The sequence below is a fragment of the Streptococcus sp. KHUD_013 genome, from assembly GCF_052588545.1.
Window position 1 is genome coordinate 143,084 of the sequence record NZ_CP186264.1, and the last position, 12,921, is coordinate 156,004.

Consider the following 12,921-nt stretch of genomic DNA (forward strand, 5'->3'; position numbering starts at 1 on the left):
AAGGAGAAAAAATGAAAAAAGAAACATTCACTGAAAAACTTATCAAACGTACATATGGTATTTCTGGACCTCTTGACGAACACAAACGACGTGAAGCTGATCGTATCGGTAATCAGGTCTTTATCGTCCTCTTTTACCTGATGATATTTGGCAATTTAATCCCACTCGTTCTTGCCAATAAATATCCAGAAATAGTTGCTATCGGTTATCCTCTGGTGATATTTGGTATTTCTATGATAGCCGCTTTCTATGTGCTTTCTCAAACCAAGAAAACGGGTATCACAGCTATCGATCCTGATATGTTGAGTCAAAAAGAAAAGAAACAGTTACGTTTTCCTGGTCTGAAAGCAGGTCTAATATATGGACTAGGTATGTTCTTTGGAATCCCATTTCTTAATGTCTTGACGGATGATAATAAGAGTTATCTAAGTTCTCTTTTAAATACAGGACATTTTGTGACAACTATCATAGCAACTTTATTCTTCGGATTGACCATGCAGAGCGTTTTCTCCCATCGTATTCAAAAAGCTAAAAAAAATCAGGACGACGATTAGGAGGTGCCCTATGAAATCATTACTAACTTTACTGACCTATCATCTTTTGTTTGCTTCACTGCTCATCTTCATCATAGTTTCAGGGAACTTGCCCCTCTACGATGTAGTTCTCCTTCTAGTCTTTGTTCCAGCATTCAACAAAGGACTGACTTATCTAAAGATAGATTCCCAAAAAACGCGCATACTCAACTTAGCACTATGCTTTATGATTCTATCTCTGCCACAACTGATGGTCATCTCAAGCAATTGGAAATATTATTTACTATTAACTATCGCTAGCCTTTCTTCTATCACTTATCTTTATTATCTCTATCAATTCGTAAAAGAAACAAAGTAACATCGTTCATTTAGGAGAATTCATCCATGAAAAAAGAAGACTTAACAACTCGCTTACTTCGAAATCTCTTTCATATACAAGGGCCTTTTGACGAATGCCGTCAAGAGGTTATCTACAAGGCTTGCGCCCGTTCCATGGTTCAAATCTTTTACTCTTCCTTCTTTCTCTTCCTGTTCTATATTTTATTCGGACGCTTTATAGAAATTGTTCGAAATGTTATGCCCTTCATCTATTTTGGACTCATTCTTTCTATGACTATAAAAGCCCAAAGAGCCGTCCAAGAGCTTCATCTTGAAAAGGACGACAAATCAGAAATCATCTATAGAACCTACAGCAAACACCAAATTAAAGTTCGTAGTTGGTTGGTATTTATAAGTATTGAGATTGGCTTATTTGCCCTGCTGGTCTTTCATAAACTCTTCGTTCAGCAGATGCCCCTTTCAACTTTCTTGGAAAAAATCATCCAAACAGAGATAATGATCCCCTTACTGGTCTTTGGTCTTAGTATTGGAGCAATCTTTGGGACTATGGTCTATGGCTTTCTATCGTTGCACGAGGAGAAGTAAGAAACCGCTTGGATTTTGGTTATAATAACTATCAACCTAACAGAAACAACACCCCCCTAACACTTCTACGTGCTAGGGGGTTCTTTTATCTTTTTAAATAGTGGTTATAGCCAATCAATACATAGATCAGGATTGTCAAACAGATGAAAGTTTCTGCCCAAACGAGAAGGTTGAGGGCCGGAAACTGCAGAATGCCTTGGGTCATTTTCAATGAAGTTGCTGTGATGATCGTTGGAAGCTTTGTCCTTGTTTTCTGAGTGCATAGATCAGAACGATATCCTCATCTGTCAATTTCATAATAAAACCCCCAAAAAAGTTAGATTTTTTCTGTCTAACTTTTTGGGGGAGCAGTTCACATAAGGTCCTATTTTTATGTTTCTTATGCGTTTAATTGAAGAAGTTCTTCAATCTCAGCTAGGCTATTGGCTTGAGAAATCGCTCCACGAAGTTTAGCTGCGCCAGAAGTCCCACGAAGGTAATGAGGAGCTAAGCCACGGAATTCACGAACGGCAATGTGTTCGCCCTTGAGATCGATCAAGCGTTTCAGATGCTCGTAGGCAATCTTCATCTTGTCTTCGAAGGTCAAATCAGGTAGAATCTCTCCTGTTTCAAAGTAATGATTGATTTGGTTAAAGAGGTAAGGGTTCCCCATAGCAGCTCGTCCAATCATGACAGCGTCAGCACCAACTTCTTCGATGCGTTGTTTGGCTTCTTGAACCGTGCGGATATCCCCGTTGGCGATAAATGGGATTTTTGTCAGAGCTTGTGCAACCTTATGAAGGGTCTCAAGGTCTGCATGACCAGTGTACATTTGCTCCCGGGTCCGTCCGTGCATAGCAAGGGCAGAAACACCTGCAGCTTCTGCAGCAAGGGCATTCTCGACTGCTAGGGATGGGTCAGACCAGCCTGTACGCATTTTGACAGTGAGAGGGATATCAAGGACAGATTGAACCTTGTTGATAATAGAGTAAATCTTATCAGGGTCCCTGAGCCACATGGCACCAGCCTCGTTTTTGACGATCTTATTAACTGGGCAGCCCATATTGATATCAACGATATCAGTTTTGGTATTTTCTTGGATAAATTCTGCTGCGCGTGCTAAGCTATCTTCGTCGCTCCCAAAGAGCTGGATTGATACTGGATTTTCTCCCTCATCGATATGGAGCATATGCAGGGTCTTTTCGTTGTTGTATTGGATCCCTTTATCAGAGACCATTTCCATGACCACAAGGCCAGCTCCGAGTTCTTTCGCAATGGTCCGGAAAGCTGAGTTGGTCACACCGGCCATGGGGGCTAGGACCGTCCGGTTTGGGATCTCGACGTTCCCAATCATAAAAGGTGTATTAAGATTTGTCACGAATGAGTTCCTCCAAGTCGTTTTCATCAAAGTGGTAAGTTGTCTGACAGAATTGGCAAGCGATTTCCGCGCCATGGTCTTCGTCCTTCATTTCTTGAAGGTCTTTGGCTGGTAAGCTTGCCAAGGCATTCATGAAGCGTTCCTTGCTACAGTCACACTGGAAGCGGATCTCTTCTTCTGAGAGACGCTTGTATGGTTCGTCACCATAGATGGCAGTAAGAAGGGCTTCAATATGGTCGTCAGAGGCTAAAAGGGTAGAAATGGCCGGCATTTCTTGGATCCGTTTTTCAAAGCTGGCAATTTCTTCTTCCTTGGCATTTGGCAAGACCTGCACCAAGAAACCACCGGCAACCTTGACCTTGTCTTCTTCATCAAGGAGGACATTGAGCCCAACCGCAGATGGCGTTTGTTGGCTTTCAGTCAAGTAATAAGCTAGGTCTTCACCGATTTCTCCAGTGACGAGAGGTGTCATGGAATGATAAGGATTGCCTGTGCCGTAGTCGGTAATCACTAGGAATTCCCCGTTTCCGACAAATGGTCCGACCACGACTTCACCGGTCGCTGTTTTCTTGATATCCACACCAGGATTTTGCACGTAGCCTTTGACGTTTCCTTGAGTATCTGCCACAGTGATGATAGCACCAAGTGAGCTAGTGCCCAGGATTTTCACTGTTATCTTGGTGTTTCCTTTTTCATTGGCTGCGAGAATTTGACTAGCGATCAGGGTGCGCCCAAGGGCCACTGTTGAACTTGCTTGTGTCTGATGGTATTCTTGGGCTGCTCGCACGGTCTCTGTACTGTCTAGTACAAAGGCACGGAAAGAGCCACTTTCTGAGATAGTTTTGATAATTTTGTCCATACCTTTTATTTTAACACAAAATAGAAAAACAGGCGCAGGCCTGCGCTTGCTTTTTGGGGTTAGGAAGAATTTTAAGACCAAAAATAGTATAATAAAACAAAGGAGGCTAGCATGAACCAATCTTTGAAAGCGGCAGTCTATGGTTTGGCGGTAGCTGATGCATTAGGGGTTCCGTATGAATTTTTAACCCGAGGCAATTTTAAAGCGATTGAGATGGTGGGCTATGGAAGCCAACAGTAACTGGCTGGAACTTGTTCAGATGATACTAGCCTTGTATTCGCGGCCTATGATTCTTTTTGGGAAAAAGGGAAGATTTCCTCTGCTATATGCAGGAGAGATTTGAAATTTGCTTGTTAGAGGATGATTTTACAGCAAATGACTTGCTATTTTAAACTTGTAGGAGGACCATGCTTAATCTTTTTAGGTTATCATCTAAAACTCTACCTCGGTTACAAAACAAAAACGCAGAGACATCTTCTGCGTTTTCTTACTTTATAGGTCCATTTCTGGGAAAAGTTTAGCTAGTATTTTCGGAGTAATGCTTTGTCCCGGCCCCTCAGCACAATAGGTGTGCATATACATAGAAGGATTGAAGTTGAGCTCGATGCAGGTACAGTTGGGATTTTCCTTTGTGGAAATAGCAGAGCTGTCAGGGATGATGAGATCAACGCCACAGGCCCAGGCTCCCATAGCCTTTGCCATGTCCGCAGCGAGTTCCTTATAAGATGGGTGCATGCTGTCTGTGACATCAATCGAGTCTCCGCCAGTAGAAATGTTGGAATTGCGCCGCAAGTCAACCTTGACTCCAGCAGGCAGGATATCATCTGGTCCATAGCCTTGCTGGTCCAGCATGAGCAGTTCAATGTCCCCCAGTTCAATGATTTCAAGCGGTGAACGATGATCTCGGCCCCGCAGAGGATTGTCATTTTTGATGGCAATCAATTCTCTCACGGTATGCTGACCGTCTCCGACGACATTGGCCGCCACTCGCAAGAGGACTGCTTGGCATTGTCCGTCTAAGACAAAGAAGCGGTACTCCGTTCCAGCGATAAATTCCTCCACTAAGACGGCGACATCTTCTGAAAAAGCAATCTCCAGAGCCTTGTGATAAGCTTCCAGGCTAGCTGGCTCTTGGAAGATAGAGATGCCCAGTCCGAAGTTAGTTGACTTGGGTTTGACAACAATTTCTCGGTTCTTAATCAAAGGGTAGTAGGCCAGTCCCTCTTCTAGAGAAGAAAATTCTGCTCCAGCCGGAACGGGAAAGTCAGCTGCTGCCAAAATCTTTTTGGTGACTGTTTTATTGGCCATGGCCAAAGGGATGACATAGTTATCCTTGGAGGTCATATTACCGTTCTTGACATATTCTACATGACTACCATGCCAAAGCTTGAGAAATTGGTCCTTTTCATCTAAAATTTCGACATTTAGCCCCTTTTGAATAGCATCAAAGAGTAGCATCTGGGTGGACAGTTCCATATTTTCGTAGCCTTTGAGGGCATAAGGAGCAGTCCAGGCATAGCGGTGGTATTCTTCTGCTTTTTCTAGACCAAAAGCTGTTAAGGAATCTTGCTGGATATGGGGCAGGAGCTGTCCTGACAGTGTCAGCTGAGGATGTAAGAGAGCCTCTCTCATCTGGTCCAGCAAAGTTTGATAGTAAGTTGGCAGTTCAAAATGCTGGATGAGCCCTTCCATGGCTTGGAGAATGGCTGAGCTGTCTGCCTCATCTGGCAGGGCAGTCAGCGGGTGGCTACAAGCAATTTTCTGGTTCAAATCATGAGCATCTTTTAATACTGCATCAACATTTTCTACATCATCTAGCCAGAGCAGGCCCAGTAAAAAGAGATGGACAGTATCTAAGGTCTCTTGGCTAATGCCCAAATGGTCAAAAGGATTGAGATCGAAGCAGCGGAATTCCAGATAGGTGATACCCTGCTCCAGATAGGCGCGATTGTGCTTCTGTCCACGGAAGCGAACGGCTGAGTAAAATTCTTTTTCAGCACTGAGCTCGCCAGACTGAACGTAGTTGTCAATATCGGTTACATATTGCTCCAAAGAAGTGTAGGACACCTGAATATTCTCGTCATTGACATAGCCATAGTTGCTGTTGCGAAAAGAGCGGATAGGCTGCGGGTATTCCTGACTGTAGAAGCCGGCTTCTGCCAGAGGAGCAGCACCGTAGAGATAGGTTAAGAGCCATCGGAAACGCAGAAAGTTTCGAGCCAGTTTGAGATAGAGGTCATTTTTAAAGTCCTTGAGTAAATGATAGGAGCTGACTTGAAAGAGAGCAGCGACCAGATCTTTCCCTAGCTCCATGTTGTAGTGGATACCAGAGATGGCCTGTAGTTTTTTGCCATATTTTTTCGCTAAACCCTCTCGGTAGTGGCGTTCGTATTCGTTTTCCAGACGGGCGATGATAATATCTTCTTCAGTCAGCTGCGGTGGCATGGACAGAGGCCACAGGCATTCACTCTGGTCAATTGAGCGGCCTGCCACATCGCTGATAGCTCCCAGTAAGCGCCGCGCTTCCTTAGTAGAGTGAGCAATAGGTGTAATTAGTTCCAGTTGTTGTTCGCTGAAGTCTGTTTGGATGGTCGGGTGGAAATTGCGGGAACCAAGCTGACTCGGATGAGCAGTTTGAGCTAAGTGTCCATCAGTTGTCACTCGCAGATTTTCCCTCTCCAGACCAAAGGTCGCTTGGAGAATAGGGCTTGATGTATCCAGTTTCTGCAGTAATTGATTAATCGTCATCGTTTCACCGTCCTATGGTAGTTATTTTAGTCTATTACAAACGGAAAAAGAAAGCAAATTTCCGCTACGATTTTACAAAAATTCCGAACTTTTATTTTAAATTAAGTACTAAAATTCAGAAAATACATATTTTGTAAAAATGTAATTCGTCTACATAAGAGAAAAAACAAATGAAATGATGAACCCTCCTTGAAAAATTGTCAAATTTTTCATATAATGAGGTATAAAACATAATCGCAGGTGAGATTCCTGCCTGCTTTTCAAGAAAGGACGAGCTATATAGCTCAGACAAAGATATGACATCAGTAGTTGTTGTAGGAACCCAGTGGGGAGATGAAGGAAAAGGGAAGATTACAGACTTCCTATCAGCCAATGCAGAAGTCATTGCTCGCTACCAAGGTGGGGACAATGCCGGTCACACCATCGTGATTGACGGCAAAAAGTTCAAGTTGCACTTGATTCCTTCTGGTATCTTCTTCCCTGAAAAGATCTCTGTGATTGGAAATGGGGTGGTGGTCAACCCGAAATCATTGGTCAAAGAGTTGGCTTATCTCCATGAAGAAGGGGTATCAACAGACAGCCTTCGCATTTCTGACCGTGCCCATGTCATCCTTCCTTACCACATCGAATTGGACCGTCTCCAAGAAGAGTCTAAAGGGGACAACAAAATCGGAACGACCATCAAAGGGATTGGACCAGCCTATATGGACAAGGCTGCACGTGTAGGAATTCGGATTGCGGATCTTTTGGACCGTGACGTCTTTGCGGAACGCCTTCGCATCAATTTGGAAGAAAAGAACCGTCAATTTACCAAACTCTATGATGCAGAGGCTTTGTCATTTGACGATATCTTCGAAGAATACTATGAATATGGTCAACAAATCAAACAATATGTAACCGATACTTCTGTTATCTTGAACGATGCTTTGGATAACGGCAAGCGCGTGCTCTTTGAAGGAGCCCAAGGGGTTATGTTGGATATCGACCAAGGAACCTATCCATTTGTAACTTCCTCAAACCCTGTTGCAGGTGGGGTGACCATCGGATCAGGTGTCGGCCCAAGTAAGATCGATAAGGTTGTCGGTGTATGTAAAGCCTATACCAGCCGTGTTGGAGATGGCCCATTCCCTACGGAGCTCTTTGATGAAGTGGGTGATCGGATCCGTGAAGTCGGCCATGAGTATGGGACAACAACCGGTCGTCCACGTCGTGTCGGTTGGTTTGACTCAGTTGTCATGCGCCATAGCCGTCGTGTGTCAGGAATTACCAACCTCAGCTTGAACTCCATCGACGTTCTGTCAGGTTTGGATACAGTGAAGATCTGTGTGGCTTACGACTTGGATGGAGAACGCATTGACCACTACCCAGCAAGCTTGGAGCAACTCAAACGTTGCAAACCAATCTATGAAGAATTACCAGGTTGGTCAGAAGACATCACCGGTGTCCGTCACATGGATGAGCTTCCAGAAAATGCCCGCAATTATGTTCGCCGGATCGGTGAGTTGGTTGGTGTGCGCATTTCAACCTTCTCAGTCGGACCAGATCGTGACCAAACCAATATCCTGGAAAGTGTCTGGTCAAGTAAATAATTCAATAAAAGTTGGGAGTCTCTCTCAACTTTTTTGAGTCTTAAGAATACTTTAAGCCCTGTGGTCTATACTAAGACCATAAACAAAGACCTCCCACTTTGTTTAGAATCCAAACTTTTTTTCATAATATCTCCCTATAAGAAGTCACCCATTGTTGGCTTTTTTTCTGGCTTCATCATATAATAGAACAAGAACATAAAAAGTAAGTGAGTGTACAAGTGAGAAACTATACCCTAGAAGAGAAAGAAGCTTTTATGCGGGAGGCTTTAAAAGAGGCAGAGATTGCCTTAGCCCATGAGGAAATACCCATTGGCTGTGTCATTGTCAAAGACGGTGAGATCATTGGACGGGGCCACAACGCGCGAGAGGAATTGCAGCGAGCGGTCATGCATGCAGAGGTGATGGCGATTGAAGAAGCCAATCAGCATGAAGAGAGCTGGCGTTTGCTGGATACGACTCTTTTTGTGACCATTGAACCCTGTGTCATGTGCAGTGGTGCCATCGGGCTGGCCCGGATCCCTCAGGTAGTCTACGGTGCGACCAATCAGAAGTTTGGTGGAGCAGGGAGTCTCTACGACATTTTGACAGATGAACGTCTCAATCACCGGGTGGAAGTAGAAACAGGAATCTTGGAAGCAGAATGTGCAGCCATTATGCAGACCTTTTTCCGCCAAGGCCGAGAACGAAAAAAACAAGCCAAGCTCGCAGCCAAGGTCGAGACACAAGAATAAAAACCGGACCTTTGCAAATCGAACAAATTATGATATAATACCTATCGGAGCAACAGTTCTGCGTGAAGCGGGTCAGGGGAGGAATCCAGCAGCCCTAAGCGAAGTGAACTGTGTGCTCTTTTTCTATGTACCTTAGTGAATCAAGTCCAACGGACGCGGATGAACTTAGGTACATTGACGCAGTTCGAGCAAAGCGAGAACTACGTTCCGAAATATATAGAGAGTCAAGTCTGCAGGAGGAGATCTGACCCATAGGATTTACGAGACCTGTAGCCGATCACTCACTAGCGTCATCTCGAAATTCATTAGTGGATTCAAAGAATAATAGCGTAAAAATAGAGCTTCGGAAGAGGCTCCTTTTTTTGTCTGTTCCGTTCAAAATAAGGCTCTATATGCAAACGATTGCTATTGCGTCGTTGCTTGATTTGTGAAAATAAAAAAATTAGCAAATGAAAACGTTTTACAGGATGGTTTCCCTTGATTAAATCCCAGTAAAGCGATATCATAGAGAAGAAGAAATTTTGGAGGAATAACATGTCTCATATTAAATTTGACTACTCAAAAGTTTTGGGTAAATTTGTTGCCCCACATGAAGTGGACTACATGCAAGCACAAGTTACAGCAGCAGACGAATTGATCCGTAAAGGAACTGGTGCTGGTAGCGACTTCTTGGGTTGGTTGGACCTTCCTGAAAACTACGACCGCGAAGAATTTGACCGCATCTTGAAAGCTGCTGAGCAAATCAAAGCTGACAGCGATGTTTTGGTCGTTATCGGTATCGGTGGATCATACCTTGGTGCGAAAGCTGCCATTGACTTCTTGAACCATCACTTTGCAAACTTGCAAACAAAAGAAGAACGCAAAGCACCACAAATCCTTTACGCTGGGAACTCAATCTCATCAACATACCTTGCTGACTTGGTAGAGTACGTAGCAGACAAAGACTTCTCGGTAAACGTGATTTCTAAATCAGGTACAACAACTGAACCAGCCATCGCTTTCCGTGTCTTCAAAGAACTTTTGGTTAAGAAATACGGTCAAGAAGAAGCTAACAAACGGATCTACGCAACAACTGACCGCCAAAAAGGTGCTGTTAAGGTTGAAGCAGATGCTAACGGTTGGGAAACATTTGTGGTTCCAGATGATATCGGTGGACGCTTCTCAGTATTGACAGCAGTTGGTTTGCTTCCAATCGCAGCATCAGGTGCAGATATCAAAGCCCTTATGGAAGGTGCGAATGCTGCTCGTAAAGACTACACTTCAGACAAACTTTCTGAAAACGAAGCTTACCAATACGCAGCAGTTCGTAACATCCTTTACCGTAAAGGTTATGCGACTGAAATCTTGGTAAACTACGAGCCATCTCTTCAATACTTCTCAGAATGGTGGAAACAATTGGCTGGTGAGTCAGAAGGGAAAGACCAAAAAGGTATTTACCCAACTTCAGCTAACTTCTCAACAGACTTGCACTCATTGGGTCAATTTATCCAAGAAGGAACTCGCATCATGTTTGAAACAGTTGTCCGCGTTGACAAACCTCGTAAGAATGTGATCATCCCTACTTTGGAAGAAGACCTTGACGGACTTGGATACCTCCAAGGAAAAGACGTTGACTTCGTTAACAAAAAAGCGACTGACGGTGTTCTTCTTGCCCACACTGACGGTGACGTACCAAACATGTACGTAACTCTTCCTGAGCAAGATGCCTTCACTCTTGGTTACACTATCTACTTCTTCGAATTGGCCATTGCCCTTTCAGGTTACTTAAACGCGATCAACCCATTTGACCAACCAGGTGTTGAAGCTTACAAACGTAACATGTTTGCCCTTCTTGGTAAACCAGGATTTGAAGAATTGAGCAAAGAACTCAACGCTCGTCTATAATAGACAACAAAACGATCTCGCAAGAGGTCGTTTTTTAATCGCTTTCAATATCTCAGAATGAGGTGGAAAAATAGACTGTTTTATGATATAGTAGAACTACTATATTTATACTTTGCACGTCAAACTATGGTCACGAAAAGTGGGGAGAATGACGGGCGCAGGTTGTTAGTAAAGGAGAGATTATGACAACAGAAGACAAGACACCTTTTGGAGCGCAAGACGAACAAACTGTTCAACCACCTCTTGAAGCCCAAACTGAACAAACCGTTCAAGAACCTTTTGGAGCACAAGGGGGGCAGACTGTTCAAGAACCTTTTGGAGCACAAAATGGCCAAACAGCTTATGAGCCATTTGGAGCACCAGGAGCGCAAGGCTTTCAACAGGCTTCTCCAGTAGAAAGACCACAAGCTGGAGGACAGGAACAATTTTTCCAAAATCAAGCGCCTCAGGTAGAAAATAATCCGTTCTACCAACAAGGGAACCCTCAAGCCTTCCAATCGCAATGGAATGTTCAGCCAAAACCGAAGCGTGGATGGACGAAATTTGTTGTCTTTTCCCTTCTTGCACTCCTTCTTGGTGGATTAATTGGTGGTGGAGCTGGCTATTTCTGGGGAAATTCATCTAAGCCTCAAGCAGATGCTAATCGAACAAAACGTTTAGAACGCGCTAATGAAGAAGCGAAAAAGATAAAGAACAGCTTCATTACAGAAAAGAAGGAGGCTGTTTTCACCTGGACTCTTAAAGACCTTGGTTCCTTGAGTTATACCAATAAGGATGGTTATGGTTTGACTGCTGATCAGATTGTTGAAACCTATGGATTGGCTTCCAGTGTAGAGTATGATAAGAATAGCCTCACTCTTTATTGGGATCGCGCAAAGAATGCTGAACATCAGAATGTTTATTTCCGATTTGAAAAAGTTGATGGCAATTATTATTTGAAAACTGTAGAAGCTTATGATTTAGAAGAATTCCATGCAGATGAAGAAGATGAGGATGAAGATGAAGGAACTTCTGCAGATTATGAGTTAAGTACAAAAGAATTCAAAAATCTGAAAACAGGAGATAAGAAAACTGGTAGAGGTGGAACTTCCTTATCAGAAGTTTTGAAAAAGCGTAAATCAAGTGCTGTTCGAATTGGAACAGAAACAAAAGCTACTGCTGATGGAGAAGAGTATGACTCTACTCGTGTTATTGCAACCGTAAACTTTAAGGTCGGTGACGATTATAAGACATTACGCTTCTTAGCACAACCAGATGGGGACTTCTTATACATTGGTCCAGAACGTTTTTAATATAGAGGAGATAGATGAAAGATGGATATGAATCAATCACAGGTACCATTTGGTGTGCCAGAAACTGGTAATCAAAAGAAGCCAGGGAAAGGTCTATTAATCGCTTGTGTTAGTGTTTTTGCAGTCTTAGGAGTCATTGCAGGTCTATTTCTTGGCCGTTCTTTTGGTGCAACAAATGCTAAAAGTAGCGAACCAGCCCTTCACCCAACAGCTGACGCAGGGGAATCAAAACGTGATCAGTCTGGGAAGTATATTAATTCGGAAGAAGCAGAATTTTCTTGGAACATTGATGATTTAGCTGATTTGGAGTTTGGGACATACGAAACTCCAGATTTAGGAACAAGCATTGAAGATGTCGTGGATGCACATGGCAAGGCTTTGAAAGGCACGTTTCGAAGAGATAAAATTGATTTAGAATGGGGTGAGTTAGACGAAGATCAGGATGATACGCTGCCTTCTTATCGTACTGTTCGTGAAATGCGCCTTACGTTTCAGAAGAATGGAGACAATTATTATTTAAAAGACCTCTATTATTCAGGAAATAATAAAGAAGCTGAGGACGATTTTATGACCTCATCTTACTATGATAAACTGAAAGTGGGAGATGCCAAAACTGGTAAGGATGGTGTATCCTACAAGGAAGTGATTAAGGATCATACTATTTCTAGTCTTTCAATGTCTGCAGAAGAGGACTACAAAACTCATGATATTGTGACTACAATGAGAGTATCTTTTAAATCCTCAAGTTCCTCTGAATATAGGTTGACTTTTGTGAGACAATCAGATGGTGATTTCCTCTTATCTGAAAAAGAATGATGATGAAGAAGGGCTCTTCATTCATTCTTTTCGAAAGATGTAAGGGAGGAAAAACCCATTCACTTAAAAACCTAAAAAGATCTGGAATAGTATTTTCAGATCTTTTTCTGTTCTAGCGAGGACTGGCTATTTATGGTATAGTAGGATATGTTGACAAAGGAAACACGTGTGAACAGTTGGACGGAAAG

12 protein-coding genes, 1 other RNA gene and 1 pseudogene are annotated in these 12,921 nt (G+C 43.1%); 10 read left to right on the forward strand and 4 right to left on the reverse strand.

The annotated features are described in order from the left end of the window. Positions 1 to 11 precede the first annotated feature (11 nt). The 3 genes from ACOXXR_RS00630 to ACOXXR_RS00640 are packed head-to-tail and all read left to right on the forward strand — an operon-like array spanning position 12 to position 1,457. The gene (locus ACOXXR_RS00630; RefSeq protein ID WP_306474333.1) at positions 12 to 554 is read left to right on the forward strand and encodes a DUF3278 domain-containing protein; all 543 of its coding nucleotides are present in this window, start codon (positions 12 to 14) and stop codon (positions 552 to 554) included. A gap of 10 nt (positions 555 to 564) precedes the next feature. Then, on the forward strand, positions 565 to 891 hold the full coding sequence (locus ACOXXR_RS00635) for a hypothetical protein (RefSeq protein ID WP_306474332.1): 327 nt from the start codon (positions 565 to 567) through the stop codon (positions 889 to 891). A 26-nt stretch (positions 892 to 917) separates the two neighbouring features. After that, a complete protein-coding gene (locus ACOXXR_RS00640) occupies positions 918 to 1,457 on the forward strand; it encodes a DUF3278 domain-containing protein (protein WP_306474331.1) in 540 nt (179 codons plus the stop codon). An 85-nt stretch (positions 1,458 to 1,542) separates the two neighbouring features. Here ACOXXR_RS00640 and ACOXXR_RS00645 read toward each other — a convergent pair. The 3 genes and pseudogenes from ACOXXR_RS00645 to hslO all read right to left on the reverse strand — a co-directional run. Continuing rightward, a pseudogene (locus ACOXXR_RS00645) lies at positions 1,543 to 1,692 on the reverse strand (TDT family transporter); the annotation flags it as partial. A gap of 144 nt (positions 1,693 to 1,836) precedes the next feature. Then, positions 1,837 to 2,814 (reverse strand): tRNA dihydrouridine synthase DusB, encoded by a 978-nt coding sequence (dusB, locus tag ACOXXR_RS00650; protein ID WP_306474330.1) that lies wholly within the window; start codon positions 2,812 to 2,814, stop codon positions 1,837 to 1,839. Further along, positions 2,801 to 3,673: an Hsp33 family molecular chaperone HslO gene (hslO, locus tag ACOXXR_RS00655; RefSeq protein ID WP_037608143.1), complete on the reverse strand. Its 873-nt coding sequence runs from the start codon at positions 3,671 to 3,673 to the stop codon at positions 2,801 to 2,803. The genes dusB and hslO overlap by 14 nt, the downstream gene beginning before the upstream one ends. A 111-nt stretch (positions 3,674 to 3,784) precedes the next feature. On the opposite strand from hslO, the gene ACOXXR_RS00660 reads away from it, so the two are divergent. Next, entirely contained in the window at positions 3,785 to 3,913 is a 129-nt protein-coding gene (locus ACOXXR_RS00660; protein WP_445278531.1) for a hypothetical protein, read from the forward strand. A gap of 252 nt (positions 3,914 to 4,165) precedes the next feature. Here ACOXXR_RS00660 and gshAB read toward each other — a convergent pair whose 3' ends face one another. After that, positions 4,166 to 6,421: a bifunctional glutamate--cysteine ligase GshA/glutathione synthetase GshB gene (gene gshAB / locus ACOXXR_RS00665; protein WP_003002066.1), complete on the reverse strand. Its 2,256-nt coding sequence runs from the start codon at positions 6,419 to 6,421 to the stop codon at positions 4,166 to 4,168. A 296-nt stretch (positions 6,422 to 6,717) separates the two neighbouring features. Between gshAB and ACOXXR_RS00670 the strand changes: the two genes are divergently transcribed. The 6 genes from ACOXXR_RS00670 to ACOXXR_RS00695 all read left to right on the forward strand — a co-directional run bounded on the left by ACOXXR_RS00670 (position 6,718) and on the right by ACOXXR_RS00695 (position 12,733). Beyond that, complete coding sequence (locus ACOXXR_RS00670; RefSeq protein ID WP_445278532.1) at positions 6,718 to 8,010, forward strand: adenylosuccinate synthase; 1,293 nt, start codon at positions 6,718 to 6,720, stop codon at positions 8,008 to 8,010. Between the two features lie 218 nt (positions 8,011 to 8,228). Further along, positions 8,229 to 8,741: a tRNA adenosine(34) deaminase TadA gene (gene tadA / locus ACOXXR_RS00675; protein ID WP_445278533.1), complete on the forward strand. Its 513-nt coding sequence runs from the start codon at positions 8,229 to 8,231 to the stop codon at positions 8,739 to 8,741. Between the two features lie 41 nt (positions 8,742 to 8,782). Beyond that, positions 8,783 to 8,868, forward strand: an RNA gene (gene ffs / locus ACOXXR_RS00680) — signal recognition particle sRNA small type. A 407-nt stretch (positions 8,869 to 9,275) separates the two neighbouring features. Then, positions 9,276 to 10,625, forward strand: coding sequence for a glucose-6-phosphate isomerase (locus ACOXXR_RS00685; protein WP_048716648.1), 1,350 nt, complete (start codon positions 9,276 to 9,278; stop codon positions 10,623 to 10,625). A 182-nt stretch (positions 10,626 to 10,807) separates the two neighbouring features. Further along, positions 10,808 to 11,917 carry a hypothetical protein gene (locus tag ACOXXR_RS00690; RefSeq protein WP_445278534.1) on the forward strand — a complete coding sequence of 370 codons (1,110 nt, stop codon included), beginning with the start codon at positions 10,808 to 10,810 and terminating at the stop codon, positions 11,915 to 11,917. Positions 11,918 to 11,938: 21 nt separating this feature from the next. Beyond that, positions 11,939 to 12,733 (forward strand): hypothetical protein, encoded by a 795-nt coding sequence (locus tag ACOXXR_RS00695; protein WP_445278535.1) that lies wholly within the window; start codon positions 11,939 to 11,941, stop codon positions 12,731 to 12,733. Positions 12,734 to 12,921 lie beyond the last annotated feature (188 nt).

Coding starts and splice junctions, on each gene's coding strand:
- ACOXXR_RS00640 (WP_306474331.1), top strand. CDS start 918: ATGAAAAAAGAAGACTTAACAACTCGCTTACTTCGAAATCTCTTTCAT.
- ACOXXR_RS00630 (WP_306474333.1), top strand. CDS start 12: ATGAAAAAAGAAACATTCACTGAAAAACTTATCAAACGTACATATGGT.
- ACOXXR_RS00670 (WP_445278532.1), top strand. CDS start 6,718: ATGACATCAGTAGTTGTTGTAGGAACCCAGTGGGGAGATGAAGGAAAA.
- ACOXXR_RS00635 (WP_306474332.1), top strand. CDS start 565: ATGAAATCATTACTAACTTTACTGACCTATCATCTTTTGTTTGCTTCA.
- ACOXXR_RS00695 (WP_445278535.1), top strand. CDS start 11,939: ATGGATATGAATCAATCACAGGTACCATTTGGTGTGCCAGAAACTGGT.
- ACOXXR_RS00690 (WP_445278534.1), top strand. CDS start 10,808: ATGACAACAGAAGACAAGACACCTTTTGGAGCGCAAGACGAACAAACT.
- ACOXXR_RS00685 (WP_048716648.1), top strand. CDS start 9,276: ATGTCTCATATTAAATTTGACTACTCAAAAGTTTTGGGTAAATTTGTT.
- ACOXXR_RS00660 (WP_445278531.1), top strand. CDS start 3,785: ATGAACCAATCTTTGAAAGCGGCAGTCTATGGTTTGGCGGTAGCTGAT.
- hslO (WP_037608143.1), bottom strand. CDS start 3,673: ATGGACAAAATTATCAAAACTATCTCAGAAAGTGGCTCTTTCCGTGCC.
- gshAB (WP_003002066.1), bottom strand. CDS start 6,421: ATGACGATTAATCAATTACTGCAGAAACTGGATACATCAAGCCCTATT.